Below are 22256 nucleotides of genomic sequence, written 5' to 3' on the forward strand. Positions count from 1 at the left end.
GCCTAGCAATGTCCCTTACCATTGGAAACAAATTATACAGGACAGCAGTAATCCAACATATACAATCAGTAAAAGAAATCTCTGAAATTGAAGCTATAAAAATATTCTTACGATACTATCAACATGTTAAACGACACTGGGGACATGGACCAAACGTAGAAGACTTTGCTGAGAAGATTATTAAACTAGATGAACTCGTGAACAAATTAAAGAGAGAACAAACCAAAGATAGTTCATTATCCCCCTAACTTAATAAAACTCCATGATTTTATAGGCACTCGAAATCAAGTTTCTTCTTATTCGAAATTCAAAGACTTCTATATTTATTTATTTCTTTAAATTCCCTTGATAAGTAATTAAACACGTGCATCTTTCCATGGTGAGTTGTTTCAAAAAATAAAGTTTCAAAACCTTTCTTCTCCGAGTTCGTTAGATTATTATCAAGATAATTTAATAGATTAATGGGCCAATCTAATAATAATGCTTCTGTAAATAAAATGAAATTCTTTATTTTATCTAAGTCACTCTCCCAAACTATCACCATATTCGATAGTTTTTTATATGTTAGGTCAATATTAAACTCGTCATTATCAACTAACGAACAATTTTTTAATAGTGAAAACATAAGCCACTTTTTTAATCTATAAACCTTCTGAGAGTGATTTAAATAAACACTTTTACCTTCCTCCATAAAACTATTCTCTACTATATTTGGATTTAAGCTAATAAATGTTAAATCTAGTTTAAGAACCTCTTTATTACATATGCTCCTGCTACATTCAGAACAGTGACCGCTAACTAAAGTGATAAAACTTATCTCTGCCTTACAGCTTGGACAGTTATGTAGTAGGAAGCAGTTATGCTTTTTACATATTATCTCTGGAATGATAGACCAACCTATACGATGATATTTACTTTCCAAAAGACAATAAGGACAATACCTTGTGACAGGATAATATTTTTTTCCATGACCTATCAATAGCTCTTTATTGCTTAGAACCTTTCTATTATTGTTTCTGTTAACAATTGGAGATTCAATCAACATCTCTGCCAAGTCATAAGGTAAATAACTTAGGTAACCATAATTCAATCGTTTTCTTATTTCTTCAATATATGATTTGAAATAATAATTAATTTTGAACATGCTGTCTATTTCTTTGTAGCCATTCATTTGTACTAATCTGATCAAGTATCCTTCAATTGACTCATCATCATAAATTAATGGTTGTATTAGCAATTTCTTTTTCAATACAGTTGGACTCCCTCTAAAAATAAGACAGGCGCCTAATCAGGTGCCTGTCTTCGTTCTTTATACACATTATTACATAAATATTCATTTATAAACCTTTATGGAACAAATCATCCAATCAATTTTGAAACGATTCTAAATAATTAAGGAATATCATGTCTGCTGTAACATGAAATGTCTACAAAACAGCCCTGTAGAAGGGCTTTTTGTATGTTCAAAATGTCATCTACTGCCTCATACAATGTCAATTTATACAATTTCTGTATATTAAAATGTCAAAAATGGATATTGTGGATATGTCTTGCAAGAAGAATTCGAGTTTAACAAAGATGCAGGAATGTATGTATGCAAGGCTGGTCATATGGCCATTCGAAAAGCCCGGCATGGGTTTTCTAGAAAGTGAGTACTTTAAAGAAAAATCCAAAGAGGGGTACAAAATTGCAGCCAAGAATAGTGAACTTAAAACACAGACACGGGTATGATGTAGCCACAGCCCCGGGTCTATAAGGCATGGAGCTGCAAGGCGCAATGGCGATATTTGCTGTTAATCTAAAACGAATTCTAAAATAAACAGACTAAAAAATGAAATAGCATAAAAAAATGGGTCAGTTACTCTCAATCTCTTAAGAGTGACTGACCCATTTATTATTGCTACTTAACCTATGAATTTGACAGTCCGCGGATTATTTGAATAAACGTTTTCGATGGAGTTTAGGTTAACCGCTTCCCTAAACCACAGCGAATGAAGCATTTCGTGCACTGAATTTTTCGTTCCAGGAGGTGGACATCTGAATATTAGTTCCTTTTTTCTGCAGATATGAGACATTTCCCTTACTCAGACTTCTCAAATAATACGCGTTTATTCAAACTGTCCGGGATTTCATAAAGTTTTTATGTCCTTGACCAAAATCTAATGCAACTTTCCCAGTCCTTAGAGCTATCTTTGGTGCTAGAATAACAGCATTCACGCCTGCCGAAATGAGAACTATATCAAATTTATTTTTCAACATCTCAACTTCCTTTAATACCCGATTAGTCTGTCTATAATCCGAAAATAATATGGTTCCTGTTACATTTAAACTATATTTATTAACGAGTACTCGTTTCATTTCATTAGCGTGTTGTGAAATGAGAAGAACTCTTCTGTTTTTTAGAACGTCCCAAAAAGCTTTGTATTTAGGAATATAGCGATTAATACAGGCATCACATGTAAAACGTGGTGAGAGATTAAAATGAGTAAAAATTTTGTTTGTTAATATTCTTTTAAGTCTCTTTGGAGCTTGAATTCGGGTATCGTTAAGAAGTAGAATGCCTACAACATTTGCATTCCTAATCCCTTGAACAAGCTCATTTCTTAGACGAATATTAGGTAAATGCACACCTCTCTCTCCATGATTCGCTTTTATTGTCCAAGGCTCTTTCAGAACATCGCGTATAGGCCATACAGAATTTTGCGCCAAGCAAATATTTTCCCCATCGCCGATTCTAACTAATGAAAAAGGTTTTCTATGGTCCAAAGCATATTCCACCTTTTTCAACACTTGTTTCCATGTTAGATGTTTTTTCGTATATATCCCTCACTCTAAATAATTAAAGTTATACTACTCTGATATAACTAATGTATGTTTAATTAAGTGAAAATGAGATAAACCAGAGCACATTTTAGAGTGACGAATATGTTCCTGTTAATCTTGTTGAATACGTTGTACCTTAGCTCGACGTTTTACATCATTTGTTATGCCAAATCTAACACATGATGTCATGATGGAACAATTAAAAAAGCAGATGATTGGCTAAAGAATAACATGGCAGGTTGAATGGGCATATAAACATAATAGTAATTTTATCGTTTTTGCAATTTCCAAGAGCAGACGAACCGACCAAGGTATTCCCACAAGCAGCATAAAACTAAACGATTCTCACCAACTCAAGTATTCACAAATAATAAAAATATTTAAGCGGCCTTATTCCTGAATTCTATTGGACTAAGGCCGCCATCGTCGGCAAATTTCATTCCTATTTTATTTTTTCTCATCTAATTCAAACTTTGTCTGTGTATGATCCTAAGTTCCAATAGCCGGGAGCCTTGTCCTCTTAGCTGGGAATATTACCTCAGTGTTGTACGAGAGTTTCTGCCTCACTCTCGGTTACTGACTTGTGGCGGTCATTACACCAAATTCAGTTTGGTCCTCAAATGAGAAAGACATGAGTCAGAAACTTGAAAAATAATAAATCTTTTTAAGGAACAAAAATTAAGAGATTTTTAAGTTATTTTTGATATCATTATCGAGTTGAAATTTGAAGGGAGGAAACATCATTGAACGAACAACTGTTCCATATCATCAATAACTTTGCCGGCCGTTTTGATTGGATAGATGATCTCATGGAAATATTTGCGCAAGATATCGTGTGGCTGATGCTAGCCATACTCGTTTTCCTGTGGTGCAGCGGAAGTAAAGAGAATCAACGGGCTGTATTCTTTGCATGCCTAACCGCAGCAGTCTCTCTCTTACTGGCTGCTTGGGTCATATCGCCGCTTGTGAATCATCCTCGTCCGTTCGTCGATCATACCGTGCATCAATTAATCTCGCATGCAGCGGATGCCTCGTTCCCGAGTGATCATGCGACATTGGCGTTTTCGTTTGCATTTGTAATACTGCTTATGAAGCGACAAACAGGCGTACTCATGTTGGTTTTTGCCGTCTTGACGGGGATCTCGCGTATCTATGTGGGCGTACACTACCCTGCTGATATTTTAGGAGCCGTCGTGCTTTCATTCTTAATAGCCTTGACGGTATTTGCCTTGAGAAAGCAGATCGACCCAATTTCCAGGCTATTTATCTCTCTCTATAATCAAATCCTGCGCGTCATTCCCGTATTGTCCCGCTTTAGTAAAAGTTAGACACAGCAAAAACTCCGGCCAATTTTTAGAGCCGGAGTTTTTGTATAATAGCAGTCAGGTTTTGCTTTGAACACGGGCAAGCTTTTCGAATACTTGCTCAGTCCCGCATATTCGAGCCCATAAAAATCTTCAATCGTTCGAAGAACGGAATAATGATTAGACCGCTGTGTCACGGTTGTATTCTTTATCATCTGTTCCACAACGATTACAATATGGTCAGGCTCATTTGATACTCGGATTACGAGTCTTATCGGTAGCATAGAATCTGCTCCTTAAATGAAGATAATGATGTTTTTTTAAAAGTGATCGGCTCGGAGTGGCCTGTTGCCATTATTACACTAGGCATCGTGACCTTTGATATACACATTTTTGAAATAGTGGTTACAAGTTAATTCATTTGTCCGTTTCAACGATTTCGATCACAACGTATTTTAGAACTATCTGGGGGTGAGAAATATGCAAATCACAAAACAGCTGCTGGCCAAGAGCAGCGAGCACGAGACGCCATATTATATTGTCGATGGAGTTTCTCAGGGGAGTACAGTTATGGTAACGGCGGGTATTCACGGGACAGAACGGGCAGGGTTTCTTTCAGCAAAAAAACTAGTTGAATTGCTTCAAAGGGATATTATTCATGTCCACAGCGGAAGGTTAATAATTATTCCTATAGTCAATCAGATTGCGGTTAGAAAAAAAATAAGAGGGGTTCCAGATCTGAATCGAACGTTCCCAAAACACATTTTCAAATCAGCTTGTCACCCCCTTTCAAGAGCAGTATTCGAGCTTGCCAGGGAACACCAACCGGTATGGTACGTGGATCTGCATGAGGCGAATGGATTATCCGGTATCCATCCAAGGTCACTGGGACAAACCTTGATCGTTAACCCTAGAAGCAAGGCTATCCCTGCTGCAAAAAGGATGATTCGACGATTGAATACATCTATCAAGAAGGCTTCGATACATTTTTCGCTCCTTCAGCGAGAATTACCTGGATCGGGACGTTCAGCCGCTTACCATCTGCTGCATTCCAATGCAATAACAGTAGAAACGGGAATCGGTTTACCACTTAAATTGCGAATAAGTTATCAGATGAATATATTACGAAGCATTTTAAGAGAAGCAGGATTATTAAAAAGAAGACGCGAATCCCAAAATAGTGACCAACTAAAATAAGCTTCTAAGCATATCTACCCGTCAGAAAGAAAATCTTATCCTCTATTTTTATTGATTTGCTCCGCTCATGATATTAAGCGAGTCATTAAGCGCAGTGACGCATTGGCTGGCAATAGGTTTGCCTTTACGAACGTTAGCCAATACAACGTCAATCGTACCATCGATCTTGGTCCAAGTGGAACCGTCGATTTTCCTAAGCTTAGGCTCGGAATTGTCCCATTGATGTTCCAAATTGTCAGCGCCTTTTTTGGCTGCAGCAAAATCCTTTGTGTTTACTGCATTCAACATCTCGTTTTCAATATTTACAAAATCCGTTAATCGTCCGGCCAATTTCGCATGTGGCGTAGCTGTTCCGGCTTCCGGAGACGCTGCCGGGGATTGAGAAGTCTCAGATTGCGACGACGCAGGAGCTTGTGAAGCCGCTGTTTTGTTGGCTTCGTTCAATACCTTCAGCGACTCTTGAAGGGCGTTATTGCATTGATTCACATCGGGTTTTCCATTGCGGACTGCGGCCAATACCACGTCGATCGTTCCATCGATTTGAGTCCATGTGGAGCCGTCTATTTTTCTAAGCTTTGGCTCCGACGTATCCCATTTATGTTCCAAATTGTCAGCACCCTTTTTCGCGGCAGCAAAGTCTTTTACGTTCACGGCTTTCGACATATCATTTTCTATATTCACGAAATCCGTCAACTGTCCGGCTAGTGATGCCGAATTGGACGTTGAAGACGATCCGGAAGAATCGATTTGCGATGCGATTTTATTGCTCAACTGAACATATCCGCCGATGCCGACAGCTAAGAAAACACAAAGTACGGATACGGTTTGAATGAGGACGTTTCTTTTTCTTTCTTTTGCATGCTCCGACTCTGCGGTTCCGCTGTTCGGAACTGTATCAATTTGGGTAACAGCCAAGAAAATGATGACAGCCAAAATCGCAACTAGAAAAATGACGCTTGTTATCGTTGTACCTAAGCCTAATCCGCCATTTACTTTGGTTTGGGACAAGTAGTCACCTAAGGACGCCCCAAGCGGACGAGTCAGAATATAAACGACCCAGAAAGCTAATACCGCATCTAGACGAAGCCATTTCCAAGCCAAATACATAATCGCGATGATAATAACGACCGTGAGACCTGTGTTAAAGTATCCAAGTCCGAGTTGTTCGGAATACAGATCGCCGACAGCTGTTCCAAGGGCGAACGTGAATAGAATGGTTAGCCAATAATAAACTTCGCGTTTCCTTGTGTAGATCGAGTGAATAGAAAGCGTCTTTTCGCTTAAGTACCAAACCAGGAAAGTCAGTCCCAGCAGTATGCTGAATACAGTCGTGCTTTTCTCCAGCGGAACTCCGATCCCGTCCGTCAAATTATCTGTAACCAACGTTCCGAAAACGCTTATTAATACGACGGTCAGCCAATATATAGCGGGTACATATTTCGTTGTCCTGAATTGAAGAAACAATAAAATGAAAAAAGCGACTCCCATAATAATTGTTGTGTTCGTTAAACCGAATCCCAAGTTGAAATTGAGAAAATCCGCAAATGTTTCCCCGACCGTTGTGCATAGGACTTTGATGATCCAGAAGTAAATCGTAACTTCAGGTACCTTGCTAAGCAATATTTTCGGTTTGTTTGGTTGTTCCGACATGAAATCGCATCCTCCTTGTACAAGTATAGAAGATATCGAAAATGCTTTCGCTCTTTGCTCGACAATATCATAGACGTTAAATCTTAAAATTTTAATAAGTTCATATTATTTACTTATTAACGATTCATCTCAGCGGCAAATGACCAATGTTCTTGTCACTAGATAAATCCATGAAAAGTTATGCATGCGGGAAAATCAAGGTCACCGTAGTTCCGATACCCATTTCGCTTATGATCCGGATTTCCCCCCCATATTTCTCCGTGATTTTTTTCGCGATCGACAATCCGAGGCCATTTCCTCCTTCCTTCCGTCCCCTTCCCTTATCTACACGGAAGAAGCGGTCAAAAATGTAAGGTATGTCCTTCTTATGAATGCCGATTCCTTTATCTTCGACAGATATATGGATATTCTCTCCAACAACTTGAAGGCTTATTCGCAACACAGGATTCTGACTGGAATACCGAACGGCGTTATCTAACAGGATGATCAAGACCTGATGTAACCGATGCTCGTCTATTCGAATGCGCTTCCCTTCTTTCAAATCGCTTACGATCGTGAAATGCGGATAAAGCAATCGGTAGTTTTGTATTAATTCCATCACGACATTCGAAGGATCGATTGGATCGGAAATTTCCTCTGCAGGATGATGCAGGTCGCCAGATAAATCTAATAATTGATTAGTTAATTGGCGTAAACGTACGATCTCTTCGATTACTGCGGCTATGGATTCCTCTTGAATCGCCGGATTATTCTTTCCCCATCGCTTTAATAATTTCATATGTCCTTCTATGATGGCGATGGGAGTTCGGATTTCATGCGAAGCATCTTCAATGAATTGGCGCTGTCGATTGAAGGAACGTTCCAACTCCTCCATCATCTCATTGAAGATAGAAGAAAGTCGGGAAATTTCATCCCCATTGTTTCGATATCTTACTCGTCCGCTCACCCCTGTTCGCTTGATGTCATTCATAGCGGAAGCCATGCGGTTCAACGGTTTCAGCAACCGCCAAGCGACAACTAAACCTCCAATCGTGCTAAAGATTATCCCAAGTGCCCCAAGCTCCAGCATGAGACTTCTCAATCGATCCTTCATCGCATCTTCGTTTTCCAAGTTTGCCGCTAACTCCAAAGTGCCTTTGAATGAAGTCGTATTGATCGGAGCACGAACCACCATCAATCGGTCCTGTCCATGGCGCAGGGATACGATCGATTCGCTTTCCGCCGTTTGAACTGGAACCCATTCGGAAGGAAGCTCACGGGTGAGAATCATCACTTCCCGGCCGGCGGGGTCCAACAGCCTGAGCAACTGATTGTTTTGAACGAACCGCTGCAGAAACCCTCTGCTCTCTTCCAATCCTTCCTTATCCAGTGGTTCCTCTTGTTCTGAGAAATATCCGATGATTTCGGCAGCCGTCCTTCTCATCGAGTCTTTCTGGGAATTCATCATCCATTGCGTTACTGCGTTGTATTGAGCAATGGTATACACGATAAACAATATTAGAATCAGCGATGTTGTCCATAAAGCCAATTTGTACTTGATGGGCATGTGCTCACCCTTTCATCACGTAACCTACGCCGCGTACGGTCTGAATGTATTTATCTCCGCCGCCCAATTTTTGCCGAATATATCGGACATAAACATCGACTACGTTAGTCTCCGCTCCGGACTCAAATCCCCATACCAGGTCGAGCAGTTGATCTCTGCTAAGCACGTTGTTCGCATTTCGAAGAAGGACGACCAACAGATCGAATTCCCGTTTGGTGAGGGACAGTTCCTCTCCATCGCGCTTGACCGTTCGCGAACTGACATATACTTGAAGGTCATGGAACTCTATCTTTTCGTTTTCTTCATCCTCCGACGGATCCACTCTTCTAAACAACGCCCGTATTCGGGCAAGCAATTCTTCGATTTCGAAAGGCTTGGGCAAATAATCGTCAGCGCCGCTGTCGAGGCCCGAAACTCGATCCATCACGCTATTGCGAGCCGTGAGCATGATGATCGGGGTCTTGTTTCTCTGACTTCGAAGCCGTCTGCAAATTTCGATTCCGCTAAGACCCGGGAGCATAAGATCCAACAGGATCAGATCCCATTCCTGTCCACTGGCTAACAAGAATCCCTCCCGCCCGTTATGAACAACTGTGACTTCGAAGCCCTCATGCTCTAACTCGAGTTCAACAAAACGGGCAAAGTTCGGTTCATCTTCAATAAGGAGCAATTTTCTCATGCGGATTCCTTTCCGAATATATTCAAAAGGGCAAGAACCCCTGTAATAGGATTCCTGCCCGTTGATCTTTTATGCCCGAATTGGATTAATCCTCATTCGTTTCGCCATCGTCTTGATGGTCTACGCCATTCGCGCTGTCTTTATCGGATTGCTCTTGATCGTCGGCAACCTCGCCGTCCCCGTCGGACTTCTCTTGGTTGGCCGCTTTAACAGAGCTGGATTTCACTTGATCGTCGGCAACCTCGCCATCGCCATCGGACTTCTCTTGAGTAGACGAGACAGCGGTGTTGTCGGAATTCGTTGTCATTGGGGTTAGTTCCACCGACGACTTATTGTTACCCGAAGCCGCATACGTTGAATGCAGCAAAGATCCCGATCCAGTAGCTACCACCGCAAAAAGAGCTGCGGCAATAATCCATGTCTTCTTCTTCATTTTGTTACCTCCAATTTTGGGTTTGTCTTATGACATTTACAACTATAGCAAGTCAACATGAGAATGCCTTGAGATCAAGATTAGAATTTGATGAGAATTTTTGAAACCAATTCAAGAGCAGTTTCCATGGAATATTCCTTTAATCATCAGGCGCAGCAACGGGTGCGACTCGCCTTTGGAATAATCGGAATTTTATGATGTGATACAGTGGTGTTGTCGGGCGATTACGTCACCGGCAATATTGATGGGCTCACAGTCTTTCCGTCGCTTTCTCCGACAGCATGATCGTTGGACCGCATGCAGCGAGGGTCTCGTTAGATTATCCCTTTCCTCATCCAACACCTCATAAGCGGATCTCATTATGCTTAGCGGTGTTCGGAGCTCGCGCGATGCATCACCAGTGAACTGCTCCTGCCTTTGGAAAGCATTCGCGATCGGTTTCATCGCCCGGCCAGCTATCAAATAACCTGCAACTCCGCCAGATATAGCAGGACTAGTGCAAGCCCTGCAAACGCCCATCTTAAACCCTCCAATTCGAAATGTACGTCCATCCGCTCGAACATTATGGTAGTCATGAGCTGGCTTTTCGAGAACACTTGGCAATAGCGCATTCATAGAAAAAACCTCTTCTGCCACTTCATCATTTAAACCAGTTGGAGAGCCCAGCAGCTTTTGCAATTCTGACTTGTACTGACCGCTTAACGTCGTAAGCTGATTGTCCTCTGCCGTCGTCAGCATATTTTGTACCATCCATAGAGAAAAAACCGCAGTTATCATTAAGATAATACCTACGGTTAGAGAGAATTCGCGCGTTAGTCGTATTCACGTTTGTTTAAACATGCGTGCCCCCGTCCACTATCAGCCGATAACCCTACCCAATCTACGACAAGGTATCTTCGCTTAAGTTGATACTCGGTTAACTCACCAGCGTTTCATCGTCTTCTGCAAGCAAGACGCGCATGTTATCTTACCTCCTGCTATTTCATAGATCTTAAATATACCAATAAACTATGAAATGAGCATGAAAATAAGAAGATCCCCCATTACTGATTAACAGCGACCTGCTGACTCTCCTCCATCTTTGCAGGGGTACCGCCTCGAAAGACAACGAGAAGCACAATCACAATCAAGAGTACTAGACTAACGAGTCCTTTGCTGTAACCAACACCGCCATGGCCTGGTGCCGCGGAAAGCCAATCCGCGAAGGACGCTCCCACAGGACGAGTCAAAACATAAGCTATCCAGAAAGCTGTAATTTCTTTCAGATGAAACAGCCGATAACATAATGCGGGTATGAATAGCAAAGCAAAGAACATTATTCCGGAAGCTAAATATCCCAAATGCATGCTGGAGGCTGTTAAGTCGCCTGCAGAAGTGCCGAGAGCGAATGTGGTCAGGACCGTCATCCAATAAAACACTTCTCTCCGGCGCGTGTTAATGCTATGAATCGATAAACTCTTCTCTTTCACATACCAAGTTCTGAAAATGACTGCAAGCGAGGCAATAAAAAATAGAGTTGAAGCCGTATTTCCCAAACCAGCTCGTATAACATCAGCTGCTGTAGTGCCAAATATGCTTACCATTATGACAACCAGCCAATACAGACTGGCGATATACTTTTTCGACTTGAACTGGAGAACCATAGCTGCAACAAAAATCGCTACACTTATCGGCACGGAGAGGAATGGATTTAATTTTTCAAATAAAAAATCTGATGCCACTTCTCCAAGACCAGTTGTAATTAGCTTCGTTATCCAGAAATACACCGTAATTTCAGGTACTTTTGCTAGCATCGTTGTAGCTTTTGGGTTAAATTCCGTTTTATAAGTGTACATGCCTATCCCCTTATTTCTCAGATTGAGTACGACTCTTTATGAGCGTAATAATAGCCCCTGCAATTAATAGAGAGATGATTGCCCACTTAAGATTCCTAAACGGGCTAAAAAGGCTGCCCTTAGGAGAACTGGGATCTTTCGCACTCCGTTGAACTAAATCCGATTGCTTTATTGTAAAATCAATCCGATCCTCCTTATCTTCGGTTAAATAACTAAACTGGATATCCGCTCTGTAATCGCCAACGCTTAGTTTAGGAGCTTTCATGAATTCGAGATTGTGTTCCTTTCCCGGCCCAATAATAACATTATGCAAGGCAATGGAATGGCCGACATGCTTGTATCCATATTCATCTTGACTGGTATTATAAGCTCGATCCAATTGGACAGAAAGATCACCGATCAATACCTTGGAGCTCGTATTCAATACCTTGATATAAATAACTGGTTCTCCACTGGGCGAGTAGTCATACTCATAATGCTCCATGATCAGATTAGAGGCTGATGCATGTATCGCCGGCGTATCCATCAAACTCTCTTCCGTTTCTTAATAAGGAGCCAATACGCAAGTAGTCCAACAACTACTATCGCAACAGCATAACTGATCGGATGCATGTAACTCTCCAATACATCCGCATTCGCTCCCCATTTATAACCCGCATAGGCCAATGCAATATTCCATGGAATACAGCCTAAAAAAGTATATAGCAGAAAAGTAGAGAACCTCATCTTTGCTATGCCCGCTGGCAAGGATATGAAAGTTCGGATAAAAGGAAGGTTTCTGGTAAAGAATACGCTCATTGCACCATATCGGGTAAACCACTTCTCGGCTTGATCAAGATGCGAGTTTCTAAAGAGCACATATTTCCCGTACTTATTAAGTATTTTCCTTCCGCCAAGAGATCCAACATGGTAAGCAATTATTGATCCAAGAACATTTCCGAGTACACCTGCGACGACCACCTCCTGCCATGATATCGTACCGTTAGCAGCAGAGAGACCCCCGCTTAATAAAATGACTTCACTCGGAATAGGTATACAAGCACTTTCCAGGACCATACCGATAAATATGCCGTAGAGGCCAATCGCATCAATTAGTTGGACCGCTATATTTGAGATCCAATCAATAATACTCTGCATATCTCTTATAACTCCTTTCCAAGCTATAAATGAAGCATCAGTTCCCTGTGACCACTAGATATACCAGGAATACCGCTGCGAGCACAAATCGGTAATAAGCAAAAGGAGCAAGCTTGAAGCGTTCAAGAAGCTTTAAAAAAGTAATTACTGCAAGCAAGGCCACTACAAAGGCTACAATAAAACCGGTGATAAAGAACACGGCATCCGATGCCGTTAATGTATCGTAGCTTTTCAATAACTCGAATCCGCTTGCTGCTACCATCATTGGAATCGCAATAAGAAAAGAAAAATTTGTTGCCGCTCTATACCCCACTCCGGACAGTAAACCTCCCGCTATCGTTGCTCCCGAACGAGAGAAGCCCGGCCACAGCGCTAGACATTGAAATAATCCGATATATACAGCTTGCCTATAAGTAATCTGATCAACGCCTTCTGATTGAACGGCAGCTTGTCTACGCTCTCCAAACAACATAAAAATGCCGCCAAGTACTAGCCCTATAAGTACCGTGTATGAGGAGAATAAATAGGAGGTAATAAAAGAATGCAGGAGCAAACCTAATATCATCGCAGGCAGACACGCAAGAATAACGTGAATAAGATTTAGTTTACCTGATGCTTGAGTCTGACTTTCTCCATAGGAGAATCGGCTAACGCCAAGTAAGCTTAAAATCCTGCGCCAATAAATAACAGCAACCGCCAGGATAGCGCCCAGCTGTATAATAATTTCAAAGGTATCTGCCTTGTCTCCCGTAAAATCCAACAACTTCCCAGTCAATATCAAATGCCCCGTTGAAGACACCGGAAGAAATTCAGTTAGTCCTTCTATGATTCCCTGAACAACGGCTGTTAGTATATTTTGCATAATGCTGGCAACTTCCCCTCTTCCAATTTTCTATTTATCCTTAAGTGGACGTACCTTACTTTAAAATTCAATTCTCAACGAGCTGTGAAAATCCGATTAAATTTTTATTAATTATTATGAAGTAAAATAAAAAAGTCTGATCATTGGATCAGACTTTTCATCCTTTGCAGCGGTAACCTGCTCCCCATAATGTCTCGATATATTCGGGATTTGCAGAATCTTTTTCAATTTTCTCGCGAATTTTACGGATATGCACGGTCACCGTCTGTATATCACCAAGAGCATCTACTCCCCATATCCGCTCAAAAAGATGCTCTTTGCTGAAAACCTTATTCGGATGGGTCGCAAGGAAATACAACAAGTCAAATTCCTTGGTCGTTAGTACGGCTTCCTCATTATTAACGAAAACCTTTCGGGTATCCGCATCAATGGCTAAATCCCGGATCTGAATGATATTATTAATATCTTTAAGACCAACTAGCCGCTTATATCTCTCAAGGTGTGCCTTTACCCTAGCAACTAATTCAGCAGGTTTGAACGGTTTCGTAATATAATCATCAGCGCCGATTCCGAGTCCTCTAATCACATCGATATCTTCATGGCGTGAAGTTACAATCAGAATGGGGATGTCCAGTTTCTCTCGAATTTTCTTGCACACCTCAAACCCGTTTATCTTTGGGAGCATCAAATCAAGGATGACCAAGTCATAAATACCCGAGAGGCACATCGCTAAACCGGCTTCGCCATCCGCAGCTATCTGGACTTCGTACCCGTTAATCTCCAAATAATCCCGCTGTAGTTCTGAGATAGTCGTATCGTCCTCAATAACAAGAATGCTTTTCATTCGTTATTCCTCATTCCCATAGTGGATAGGCATACCATGTAAATCTCCTTATGAACTTTTAGGAATACTTATGGTCATCTTCGTGCCTACACCTTCCGTGCTTTCTGCAGAAATACTCCCATTATGCTCAAGGACAATACGTTTGGCAATGGCTAAGCCCAATCCATTCCCTGTTATTTCGGAATTACGAGAAAGATCAGCTCGGTAAAAGCGATCAAAAATATAGGGCAAGGCTGAATCAGGAATTCCACTTCCATTATCCTCTATCGTCAAGTTCAAATTGGATTGGCTAATCGATGCAACCAATTGAATGATTTTCTCTTCTTTGTTCATATACTTCAAGCTGTTCTGGATAATATTCTCTAATACTCTACGAAAGGACTTGCGGTCTACTTTCATTTCAATGGAATCGATGATTTGAATATTGAAAAGCAGACTAATCCCCTCTTTTTCCAGTTCAAATGCCAACTCCTCAATCCAATCTGCCAAAAAGGCCTTCACATTCACCGTCTCAAATACAAAGGTCATTCGATTAAGATCAAGCTTTGAATATAAAAAGAGCTCATCAATTAACCTGTCCATTTCAGCTGCTTTGTTAGAAATTGTCCGAAGATACTTCTCCGTTTTTTCCAAAGACAAGGCAACCCCCTCTATCAGTCCATCCACATATCCTCTAATAGACGTAATCGGAGTTTTCAAGTCATGAGATATATTAATGATTAGTTCCTTACGATTATTTTCAAACTGCTCTTGCACACGAAACGAATGTAAAAGCTGTGTTCTTAATTTTTCAAAGACCACGCCTAATTGCCCGATTTCATCCTTGCCATGGACGATGACAGGATCGTTAAGATTGCCTTCCGTAAAAGAGAGTGCTGAGCGTCGCAGTGACATTATTGGCCTGATAATGCGTCTAGACATGTACAAAGTCAGTAGAACATTAGTTAACACTAATACGACAATGACTGCTCCCAGAAGATAGGGGGCATATTTTTTAGAAAAATAAACGATGGGGTCTACCTTTGTGATTATATATAAATCTATAGCTTTGTTCTGGATATGGAACGCATAACCAACATAATGATAATAATCATTGTTTCCATATGACTTAGTACGCGAAACCGATCTTAGGTCATTATTATGAATGGATGTTAGTTTGGATAAAAGAATGGCTTTCGTACGGAGTTCATCCGAAACATAAATCATTTGTTCATCTGTTCGAATCAATAAATAGGTCTGCTTAGATGAAAGCTGAGAAGACAATCGATTCACATAATTCCGGTCGAGCAACAAATCAGGATTTTGTTCGATGGACTGTTTAATAAGGCGATGGTAGTCCTCTTCTTCAAAACCTTCTATATTAGTTTCATAAATCATCCGAATATCATGCAAATCGCCTTTAAAAATAATGACGAGCAGAATAGAAGTAACTATTAACGTTAGCAAAGGTACAACTAACATAATCAAATACGAAAATAATAATTTTAGACGTATGGACATGGGCGATTCTCCTTATAGTCCGGTTTATCGCTTACTTACCTTTTCATGCATTTTGAGACGTATACCTAAATACTTTAGAAGGCATAAAAAAATACATGATGCTGATCATTCCAAACATTACAGCACTAACAATAAACGGCGTATCTATACTCCCGTAAACATACAAAAAGCTGCCTATTAACGGTCCTACCACTACACCGAAGCCTTCAATGGTTGACAGCAATCCCCATCCCGTTCCGGAAGCATCCATAGGTACATGTCTGGACATTAGTGCATTCCAAGCGGGCAACAGCATTGCATAGGAGGCACCCATCACTATGACAACAACCAACGACATATAAAAGGAGTCTACTCCTGTAAATGCATAAAGAGATATAGCAAACAATCCGAATCCACTAATCAGAAACCACCGGCTTCCCGATGCATCGAACCATTTCCCCATTGGGACTAATAAGAGAATTACACTCGCCCCTCCAAGTATCATAATAATGGATAGTTCCGTGTGAGTCAGGGAAAGTCGGTTTGCAGCAAAAACATTCAGAAAAGGGACAACCATGCCAGCACCAGTCGTTTGTAATATAATGGCCGGCAAGATAAAGGGATTCACTCTAATATATGCCGTTACCTGTTTAAGATAAGGGACTATGGACTGCGGGGATGCTCCCTTACTCTCGACCCTTTTATGCAGATGATTGAAAGCACCGGCTAACCATCCCAGAACTAATGCAAGGATAAGCACCAGGACACTGTAGTTCCATCCCAAGTCTAGAACTAAATTAAATAACACTGGTCCTAATCCCAGTCCTGCCATCCAGAATACATAAATAAATCCGGCTTGTTTTGCTCTGTTCTCCCCTTTTACTTGCTTCATGCTAATCAGCCAAATCGGTGATAAGCCTATCCCAAGTAGAGCGGAAGATAAAAATATCTGCATTTCTGATTTTGCGAGTATTATCAGAAACATACCAACTGCGGCAAGTAAGAAACCAAGATGTAAAATAGCCCGGTATCCGTATCGATCAATCATGTAACCGATATAAATTTTACATAAGCTATCTACAAGATAGTGGACCGAAACAGCTATCCCTACTACGGATATTGAAATGCCCAGCCTCTCTTCTACCAGATTGGGAAGAAAAGCAACCAAATACGCTCCCCTTAGAAATTCTGTAAACAAAAGCAATAATGCTATTGAAAATAGGGAATCCCCAGACTTATGCATGGATTTGCGCTGCCTTTCTTTCGTTTACCGTCCATTCCGACCCCTTTTCCACTAAGCCAGTTAGCTTTAAAGCTTCTTCTACAATACGCATGGAGGATTGTTTAAAGCATACGGATGCAGACGCTTGTTTCATGTTCCTGTTCCTATTAAGATTTAATGCACTATATAACTCTCTTGTTAAGGAATATTTGTCATTGGCAATACCTAATACACCTAGACCTGATAAAAATTGTGCGTTTCCTTCTTCTTGTCCAGGTATAGGTTGAAAAACAATGGTTGGAAGATTCTTAACTAATGCTTCCGTTAACGTAATTCCGCCTGCTTTAGAGATTAAGCAGTCGGATATGGTCATGAGCTCATGTACTTTATCTGTATAACCGATAACATGGATTCTTTTCTCATTATAGTACTCTCTCTCTAATCGTTTTCTTAGCTTTTTGTTTTTACCACAAACAACAATGAGGTCACTAGTTGTCACTTCCCGCACAGTACTTATCATTAATTTTAAAGATCGCTGAACCCCATATGCTCCTGCCATAAGAAGTACGCGAGATCGGTCTGGTTCAAATCCCCATATATCGCAAATAGCAGCTTTATCCTCTTTGTCAAAAAATTTTGAATGAACAGGAATTCCTGTAACAGAAATCTTATGTTCAGGGACGCCTGCTGCCAGCATTTGCGCTTTAATTGTATCGCTCCCCACGCAGTAATGACTTGTATTCTCATGCAACCAGCGACTGTGCAGTACATAGTCCGTTATAACCGTAAGGGTTGGAACACCTTGACCAGATTGAAATTTTAGTTCGTCTGCAGTCAGATAAGGAAAAGTATGAATGATTAATTCCGGTTTTTCTGAATTCCATTCTTCGAGCATCTTCTTCTTACCGAAGGAATGATAAATATGATTTGAAACTCGACTTTGCTTCGTGCTATTGGTTAGAGTATAAAACCATCCATATCCTTTAGGTGCATAGCTGCTGCTTTTTAAGTAAAGCCACCTTGAAGCAGAATTAATACGAGGATGCGTTAATTCTAACAAGTCAATCAGTTGTATATTGTTATACCCTAAAGCTGTAAATGACTCTAACAACGCTCTTGCCGCTTTGATATGACCATCACCAAATGAAGCATAAATAATCATAATTTTCGAGTTTGGTTTCATATCTCCGACTCCTTCTTTTAGATCAAATATAAGGACTAAATCTAAAGTGACTGTGAAGGCCTTATTAACAGTTTCTTAATTAATATTTCCTAGAAGTGTCCTCACAGATAAAGAGAACAACAAAAGCCCAAGGAATACTAGATCCCTCAGGCTGTATGTTCAATACCTTATTGATTAGATGAATTTAATACATTCAATGAATCAGTTAGTACCGAATTACACTTTACAGGATCAGGGTTTTTACTGCGAACGGCAGCTAGAACACTATCAATGGTCCCATCAATTTGGGTCCATGTTTTTCGATCCATTTTTCTTAGCATAGGCTCTGACTTGTCCCAGTTATGTTCCAGATCGTCGGCTCCAGACTTTGCAGACTTCCAGTCCTTGCTACTGATACTATTCTGAATGTTATTTTCAGTCTGTATGAAATCATTTAATTGTCCGCTCAAGGTTGTTTGAGACGAATTCACTTTCGGTACAAGATTATGATTTGACCAACTATACCCTCCAATTCCTACAGCTAATAATACAACGATTGTCGTGATGGACTGCATCCACACCCTTTTTACTCCCGCATGTTGATCATTACTTTTAACTCCATCGGTTCTTGGGATTAAATCAAGCTTGGTTACAGATAATAAAAGGATAACCGCCAATATAGCTATAAGAAAAATGACGCTTGTTATTGTAGCGCCTAACTCCAAGCCGCCATTTTTCTTCGACTGGGACAAATAATCTCCTAACGAAGCCCCAAGCGGTCTAGTCAAAATATAGGCAATCCAAAATGCCAAAATCTCATTCAGCTTTAATTTCCATGCTACGAAAATACAAGCAATGATGACGATAACGATAATGCCTGTTTTTAGATACCCGAGGCCGAGCTGCTCCGAATAAAGATCTCCTACCGCCGTGCCTAATGCAAATGTAAAAAGAATGGTTAGCCAATAAAAAATTTCTCTTTTAAACGTATAAATCGAGTGGATCGATAATGTTTTTTCGCTAGCGTACCAGGATAGAAATGTTACTGCCAATAAAAGAGTGAAGATGATTGTACTTTGTTCAAGCGGCACTCCCCATCCGTCTGTCATATTGTCGGTTATTAAAGTACCGAATACACTGATGAGAACAACGGTAAGCCAATAAATAAACGGGTTGTATTTCGATGATTTAAACTGAATATACAACACAATTACAAATGCAACACCCATAACTAAAGTAGTGACCGGAAGACCCAAGCCTACATTAATGCTTAGAAAGTCCGAAAATGTTTCTCCTACTGTGGTGCATAATACCTTGATTAACCAGAAAAAAATGGTAACTTGCGGTACCTTGCTTAAAAGCTCATTATGTTCTTTTTGTAACACAGCCATTCACATACCCCTCTCAAGTGATAACGAAAATTTATCAATTATTTTGCTTCTGTAGGATAGCGTAAAAAAATGAAAATTTTATTAACTGGATATTAATATCAAAATAACAGGTAAAAATATGATGCACCGTAGGATCGAGTTAATATTTATTTAAGATTTATTTCACATCGGCTTAATGGGATGTGAACTATAATAGTTCATTAAATGAGAGATTAATTAGAGAGGGCTAAAAATGAAAATTGGAATAGTGAGCGTTATATTTGTTGTACTTGTACTCTGTTTAACAATGGGTCTATTTACAAAACAAAACCCTAAAACGGTTCAAGCTTCTACCTTCACATCGCAAACCAGACTAGCACCAATTCATATCGTCATTGTTGTAGAAGAGAACCACTCTTACAAAGAGATTATAGGGAATAAAAATGCCCCCTATATTAATCAACTTGTAAAAACCGGTGCCAATCTAACTAACCATTATTCAATTGAACACCCGAGCCAGCCGAACTACATTGACCTTTTCTCCGGTTCAAATCAAGGTGTCACCGATGATAAACCATCCCATACTTTTAAGACGGACAATTTAGCTAATGAACTTGTAAAGCACGGCTATTCATTTGGAGGTTATTCTGAAGGATTGCCTAGTGTAGGGTTTACCGGGCCGTATGACCTAAAAACTTTGTATGCTCGTAAACATAACCCTTGGGTTGATTTCACAAACGTTCCCGCGAAAGTAAATATGCCGTTTACATCTTTTCCAAAAGATTATAGTAAGCTGCCAACTGTTTCCTTTGTTATTCCAAATCTAAAACACGACATTCATGATGGGACAATTAAAGAAGCAGACGATTGGTTAAAGACTAACATGGCAGGTTATGTAGAATGGGCTAAAAAGAATAATAGTATCTTTATTCTGACTTGGGACGAAGACGATATGAGTGCTAAGAACAAAATTCCCACTATTATGGTTGGGCAAAAAATTAAAAATCAAGCCTACATGAACAAAACAAACCATTATAATATGCTGCGAACTATCGAAGACTTCTATGGATTACCGGCTCTTGGTAATAGTAAAAACGTTAAGCCCATAAATGTATGGAAATAAACATAGATTTAGAAAATCTATTAGCTATTTGATAGTCTTTCTGCATCTCGAAATCACAATCAACAAAAAGATTACTATTAAAAACATCGGGTAATTATCGCATAATGGTGAGAAGATAATGTGATTTATAGTTCCGCACCGTATCGATGTAGCATATCCCACAAAACGGAATTGTATAGAAGTGAGCAAGAACACACCAAATTCCGCTTGAGGCTGTGTAACGCTTGCTCACTTGGGTAGTTAGTTCACATCGTATTAGATAGTCTTAGCTTTTGTGATCCAACTGCTCGAACAGTGCTCCCAAATAATTAAAGGGGCAGCATTTAATGCTGCCCCCTTTCTAATTATTATCAAGCACTAATTCATAGGAACGACTTAAGCAATTTCTATTAGTGTGAAAGAGAACTAAGGCAAATACTCCTCCCTCTTGCCATAAAACTATCCCAATTACCGAGGGGAGCATTGCCGCAAGGGAATATAGGTAAATACCTTATGAATCTCGTTCCTCTAAAGTTTCTACTATCCTTTTTGTAAAGCCAAGGAGAAAAAGGCCATTGCAATTCCTTGTACAATGCGAAGATATACATAAAGATTTAAGTTAAGAGCAGAAAACAAGAGTAGTTATGAGGAACATCGCGATTAGCAACGAGCGAATTGCAGTTTTGGATCCAACCTTAAAAACAACGCAGCCTGCCTAGAACCTAAAGATCATGCTCGTCATTGTATAAGCCTCTTCATATAACCAATACCCGAGATGCTCACTCCCTCTGCTTCCCCACGTAACGGCGCTACACTCTGAACAATTGAATACGCGGAGAAAAAGAGAAAAGTAAGAGTGTACAAGTGTTCTAACAACAAAATCTAATATAAGCCTCTAGTTAATCCACTATCCCAATTTCATTTTCAGTGTTATCTTGATAGTCAGGATCATTGGTGTTTGTCGCACTTACAGCGTTGTTTGAATTCACAAGACTACCTGTGAGGAATGAACCTGCACCTGCGTAGGTCTTAGTTGAGTTTGTTGATTTAATTTGAATAGAATCCCCGACTTGAATAACCGACCCTGAACCAACACTAACGATCTCAGTCATTCCAACTATAGTGGGCATGTGACTCGCTCCTCATATTTACCTTATTACTCCATGATATGAGTGTATGATTGTTTTGTGCCCAATTAATTTCAAATTCCACATTTAGCTTCTAAAAACGGTCAAATACAGAATTTTTCATTTTTTTATACAAACATAAATTTATTAACGGTTATAGTCTGTATATCACCTTCCCTTGGGCATCTACTCCCCATATTCGCTCAAAAAGATACTGTTTGCTAATTAGATATCTGGAAGTATATTAAATCAAAATTCTTTAGTAGTCGTTAGTACTGTTTCCTCATTATTGACTTAGACCTTTAAGGTATCTGCATTTTGTATTACGGTTTCACAGTAACATTACCAGGGCAACAAATCAGATGTTAATTAAAGATTGAAATATAACTGCGATTACAATGGATTATGGAAACCGGAAAAAGTCTTGGAATATCGAATCAATGAAAAACACCCAATGATGGATAATTGCATATCATACAAAAGA

20 protein-coding genes and 1 pseudogene are annotated in these 22256 nt (G+C 40.0%); 4 read left to right on the top strand and 17 right to left on the bottom strand.

Annotated elements, in window-relative coordinates; genetic code table 11:
- Positions 1-307: 307 nt before the first annotated feature.
- A complete protein-coding gene (locus tag EV294_RS10545) occupies positions 308-1249 on the bottom strand; it encodes a TniQ family protein (RefSeq protein ID WP_165930644.1) in 942 nt (313 codons plus the stop codon).
- A gap of 304 nt (positions 1250-1553) precedes the next feature.
- On the opposite strand from EV294_RS10545, the pseudogene EV294_RS10550 reads away from it, so the two are divergent.
- Positions 1554-1819, top strand: a pseudogene (locus tag EV294_RS10550) (IS5/IS1182 family transposase); the annotation flags it as partial.
- Between the two features lie 293 nt (positions 1820-2112).
- Here the strand turns inward: EV294_RS10550 and EV294_RS10555 are convergent.
- A complete protein-coding gene (locus tag EV294_RS10555) occupies positions 2113-2823 on the bottom strand; it encodes a GT-D fold domain-containing glycosyltransferase (protein WP_132306517.1) in 711 nt (236 codons plus the stop codon).
- A 743-nt stretch (positions 2824-3566) separates the two neighbouring features.
- Between EV294_RS10555 and EV294_RS10560 the strand changes: the two genes are divergently transcribed.
- Positions 3567-4151 (top strand): undecaprenyl-diphosphatase, encoded by a 585-nt coding sequence (locus EV294_RS10560; RefSeq protein ID WP_132306519.1) that lies wholly within the window; start codon positions 3567-3569, stop codon positions 4149-4151.
- Between the two features lie 456 nt (positions 4152-4607).
- A complete protein-coding gene (locus EV294_RS10565) occupies positions 4608-5324 on the top strand; it encodes a M14 family metallopeptidase (RefSeq protein ID WP_132306521.1) in 717 nt (238 codons plus the stop codon).
- Between the two features lie 48 nt (positions 5325-5372).
- Here the strand turns inward: EV294_RS10565 and EV294_RS10570 are convergent, their stop codons facing one another.
- The 14 genes from EV294_RS10570 to EV294_RS10630 form a co-directional block, all read right to left on the bottom strand.
- Positions 5373-6974, bottom strand: a complete 1602-nt coding sequence (locus EV294_RS10570; protein ID WP_132306523.1) for a COG4705 family protein — start codon at positions 6972-6974, stop codon at positions 5373-5375.
- 178 nt (positions 6975-7152) lie between these two features.
- Positions 7153-8520 (bottom strand): sensor histidine kinase, encoded by a 1368-nt coding sequence (locus tag EV294_RS10575; RefSeq protein WP_132306525.1) that lies wholly within the window; start codon positions 8518-8520, stop codon positions 7153-7155.
- A 4-nt stretch (positions 8521-8524) separates the two neighbouring features.
- On the bottom strand, positions 8525-9199 hold the full coding sequence (locus EV294_RS10580) for a response regulator transcription factor (protein WP_132306527.1): 675 nt from the start codon (positions 9197-9199) through the stop codon (positions 8525-8527).
- Positions 9200-9284: 85 nt separating this feature from the next.
- Positions 9285-9632: a hypothetical protein gene (locus EV294_RS10585; RefSeq protein WP_132306529.1), complete on the bottom strand. Its 348-nt coding sequence runs from the start codon at positions 9630-9632 to the stop codon at positions 9285-9287.
- Between the two features lie 192 nt (positions 9633-9824).
- Positions 9825-10409: a histidine kinase dimerization/phospho-acceptor domain-containing protein gene (locus tag EV294_RS30995; RefSeq protein ID WP_347813054.1), complete on the bottom strand. Its 585-nt coding sequence runs from the start codon at positions 10407-10409 to the stop codon at positions 9825-9827.
- A gap of 266 nt (positions 10410-10675) precedes the next feature.
- Positions 10676-11467, bottom strand: coding sequence for a COG4705 family protein (locus EV294_RS10590; protein ID WP_243711615.1), 792 nt, complete (start codon positions 11465-11467; stop codon positions 10676-10678).
- Between the two features lie 10 nt (positions 11468-11477).
- Positions 11478-11993, bottom strand: a complete 516-nt coding sequence (locus EV294_RS10595; RefSeq protein WP_132306531.1) for a hypothetical protein — start codon at positions 11991-11993, stop codon at positions 11478-11480.
- Positions 11993-12604 (bottom strand): DedA family protein, encoded by a 612-nt coding sequence (locus EV294_RS10600; RefSeq protein ID WP_132306533.1) that lies wholly within the window; start codon positions 12602-12604, stop codon positions 11993-11995. Before EV294_RS10600 ends, EV294_RS10595 begins: the two co-directional genes overlap by 1 nt.
- A 37-nt stretch (positions 12605-12641) precedes the next feature.
- The gene (gene bacA, locus EV294_RS10605; protein ID WP_132306535.1) at positions 12642-13466 is read right to left on the bottom strand and encodes an undecaprenyl-diphosphate phosphatase; all 825 of its coding nucleotides are present in this window, start codon (positions 13464-13466) and stop codon (positions 12642-12644) included.
- Between the two features lie 157 nt (positions 13467-13623).
- Positions 13624-14310, bottom strand: coding sequence for a response regulator transcription factor (locus EV294_RS10610; RefSeq protein WP_132306537.1), 687 nt, complete (start codon positions 14308-14310; stop codon positions 13624-13626).
- 48 nt (positions 14311-14358) lie between these two features.
- On the bottom strand, positions 14359-15810 hold the full coding sequence (locus EV294_RS10615; RefSeq protein WP_132306539.1) for a sensor histidine kinase: 1452 nt from the start codon (positions 15808-15810) through the stop codon (positions 14359-14361).
- 43 nt (positions 15811-15853) lie between these two features.
- Complete coding sequence (locus EV294_RS10620; RefSeq protein ID WP_132306541.1) at positions 15854-17032, bottom strand: MFS transporter; 1179 nt, start codon at positions 17030-17032, stop codon at positions 15854-15856.
- A complete protein-coding gene (locus tag EV294_RS10625) occupies positions 17025-18194 on the bottom strand; it encodes an MGDG synthase family glycosyltransferase (protein ID WP_132306543.1) in 1170 nt (389 codons plus the stop codon). The genes EV294_RS10620 and EV294_RS10625 overlap by 8 nt, the downstream gene beginning before the upstream one ends.
- A gap of 167 nt (positions 18195-18361) precedes the next feature.
- Entirely contained in the window at positions 18362-19564 is a 1203-nt protein-coding gene (locus tag EV294_RS10630) for a COG4705 family protein (protein WP_132306545.1), read from the bottom strand.
- Positions 19565-19796: 232 nt separating this feature from the next.
- On the opposite strand from EV294_RS10630, the gene EV294_RS10635 reads away from it, so the two are divergent.
- Positions 19797-20666: an alkaline phosphatase family protein gene (locus EV294_RS10635; RefSeq protein WP_132306547.1), complete on the top strand. Its 870-nt coding sequence runs from the start codon at positions 19797-19799 to the stop codon at positions 20664-20666.
- A gap of 878 nt (positions 20667-21544) precedes the next feature.
- On the opposite strand, the gene EV294_RS10640 is transcribed toward EV294_RS10635, so the two are convergent.
- Positions 21545-21775 (bottom strand): spore germination protein, encoded by a 231-nt coding sequence (locus EV294_RS10640; protein WP_132306549.1) that lies wholly within the window; start codon positions 21773-21775, stop codon positions 21545-21547.
- Positions 21776-22256: the final 481 nt, after the last annotated feature.

Source organism: Paenibacillus sp. BK033 (assembly GCF_004345425.1).
Classification (GTDB): Bacteria; Bacillota; Bacilli; order Paenibacillales; family Paenibacillaceae; genus Pristimantibacillus.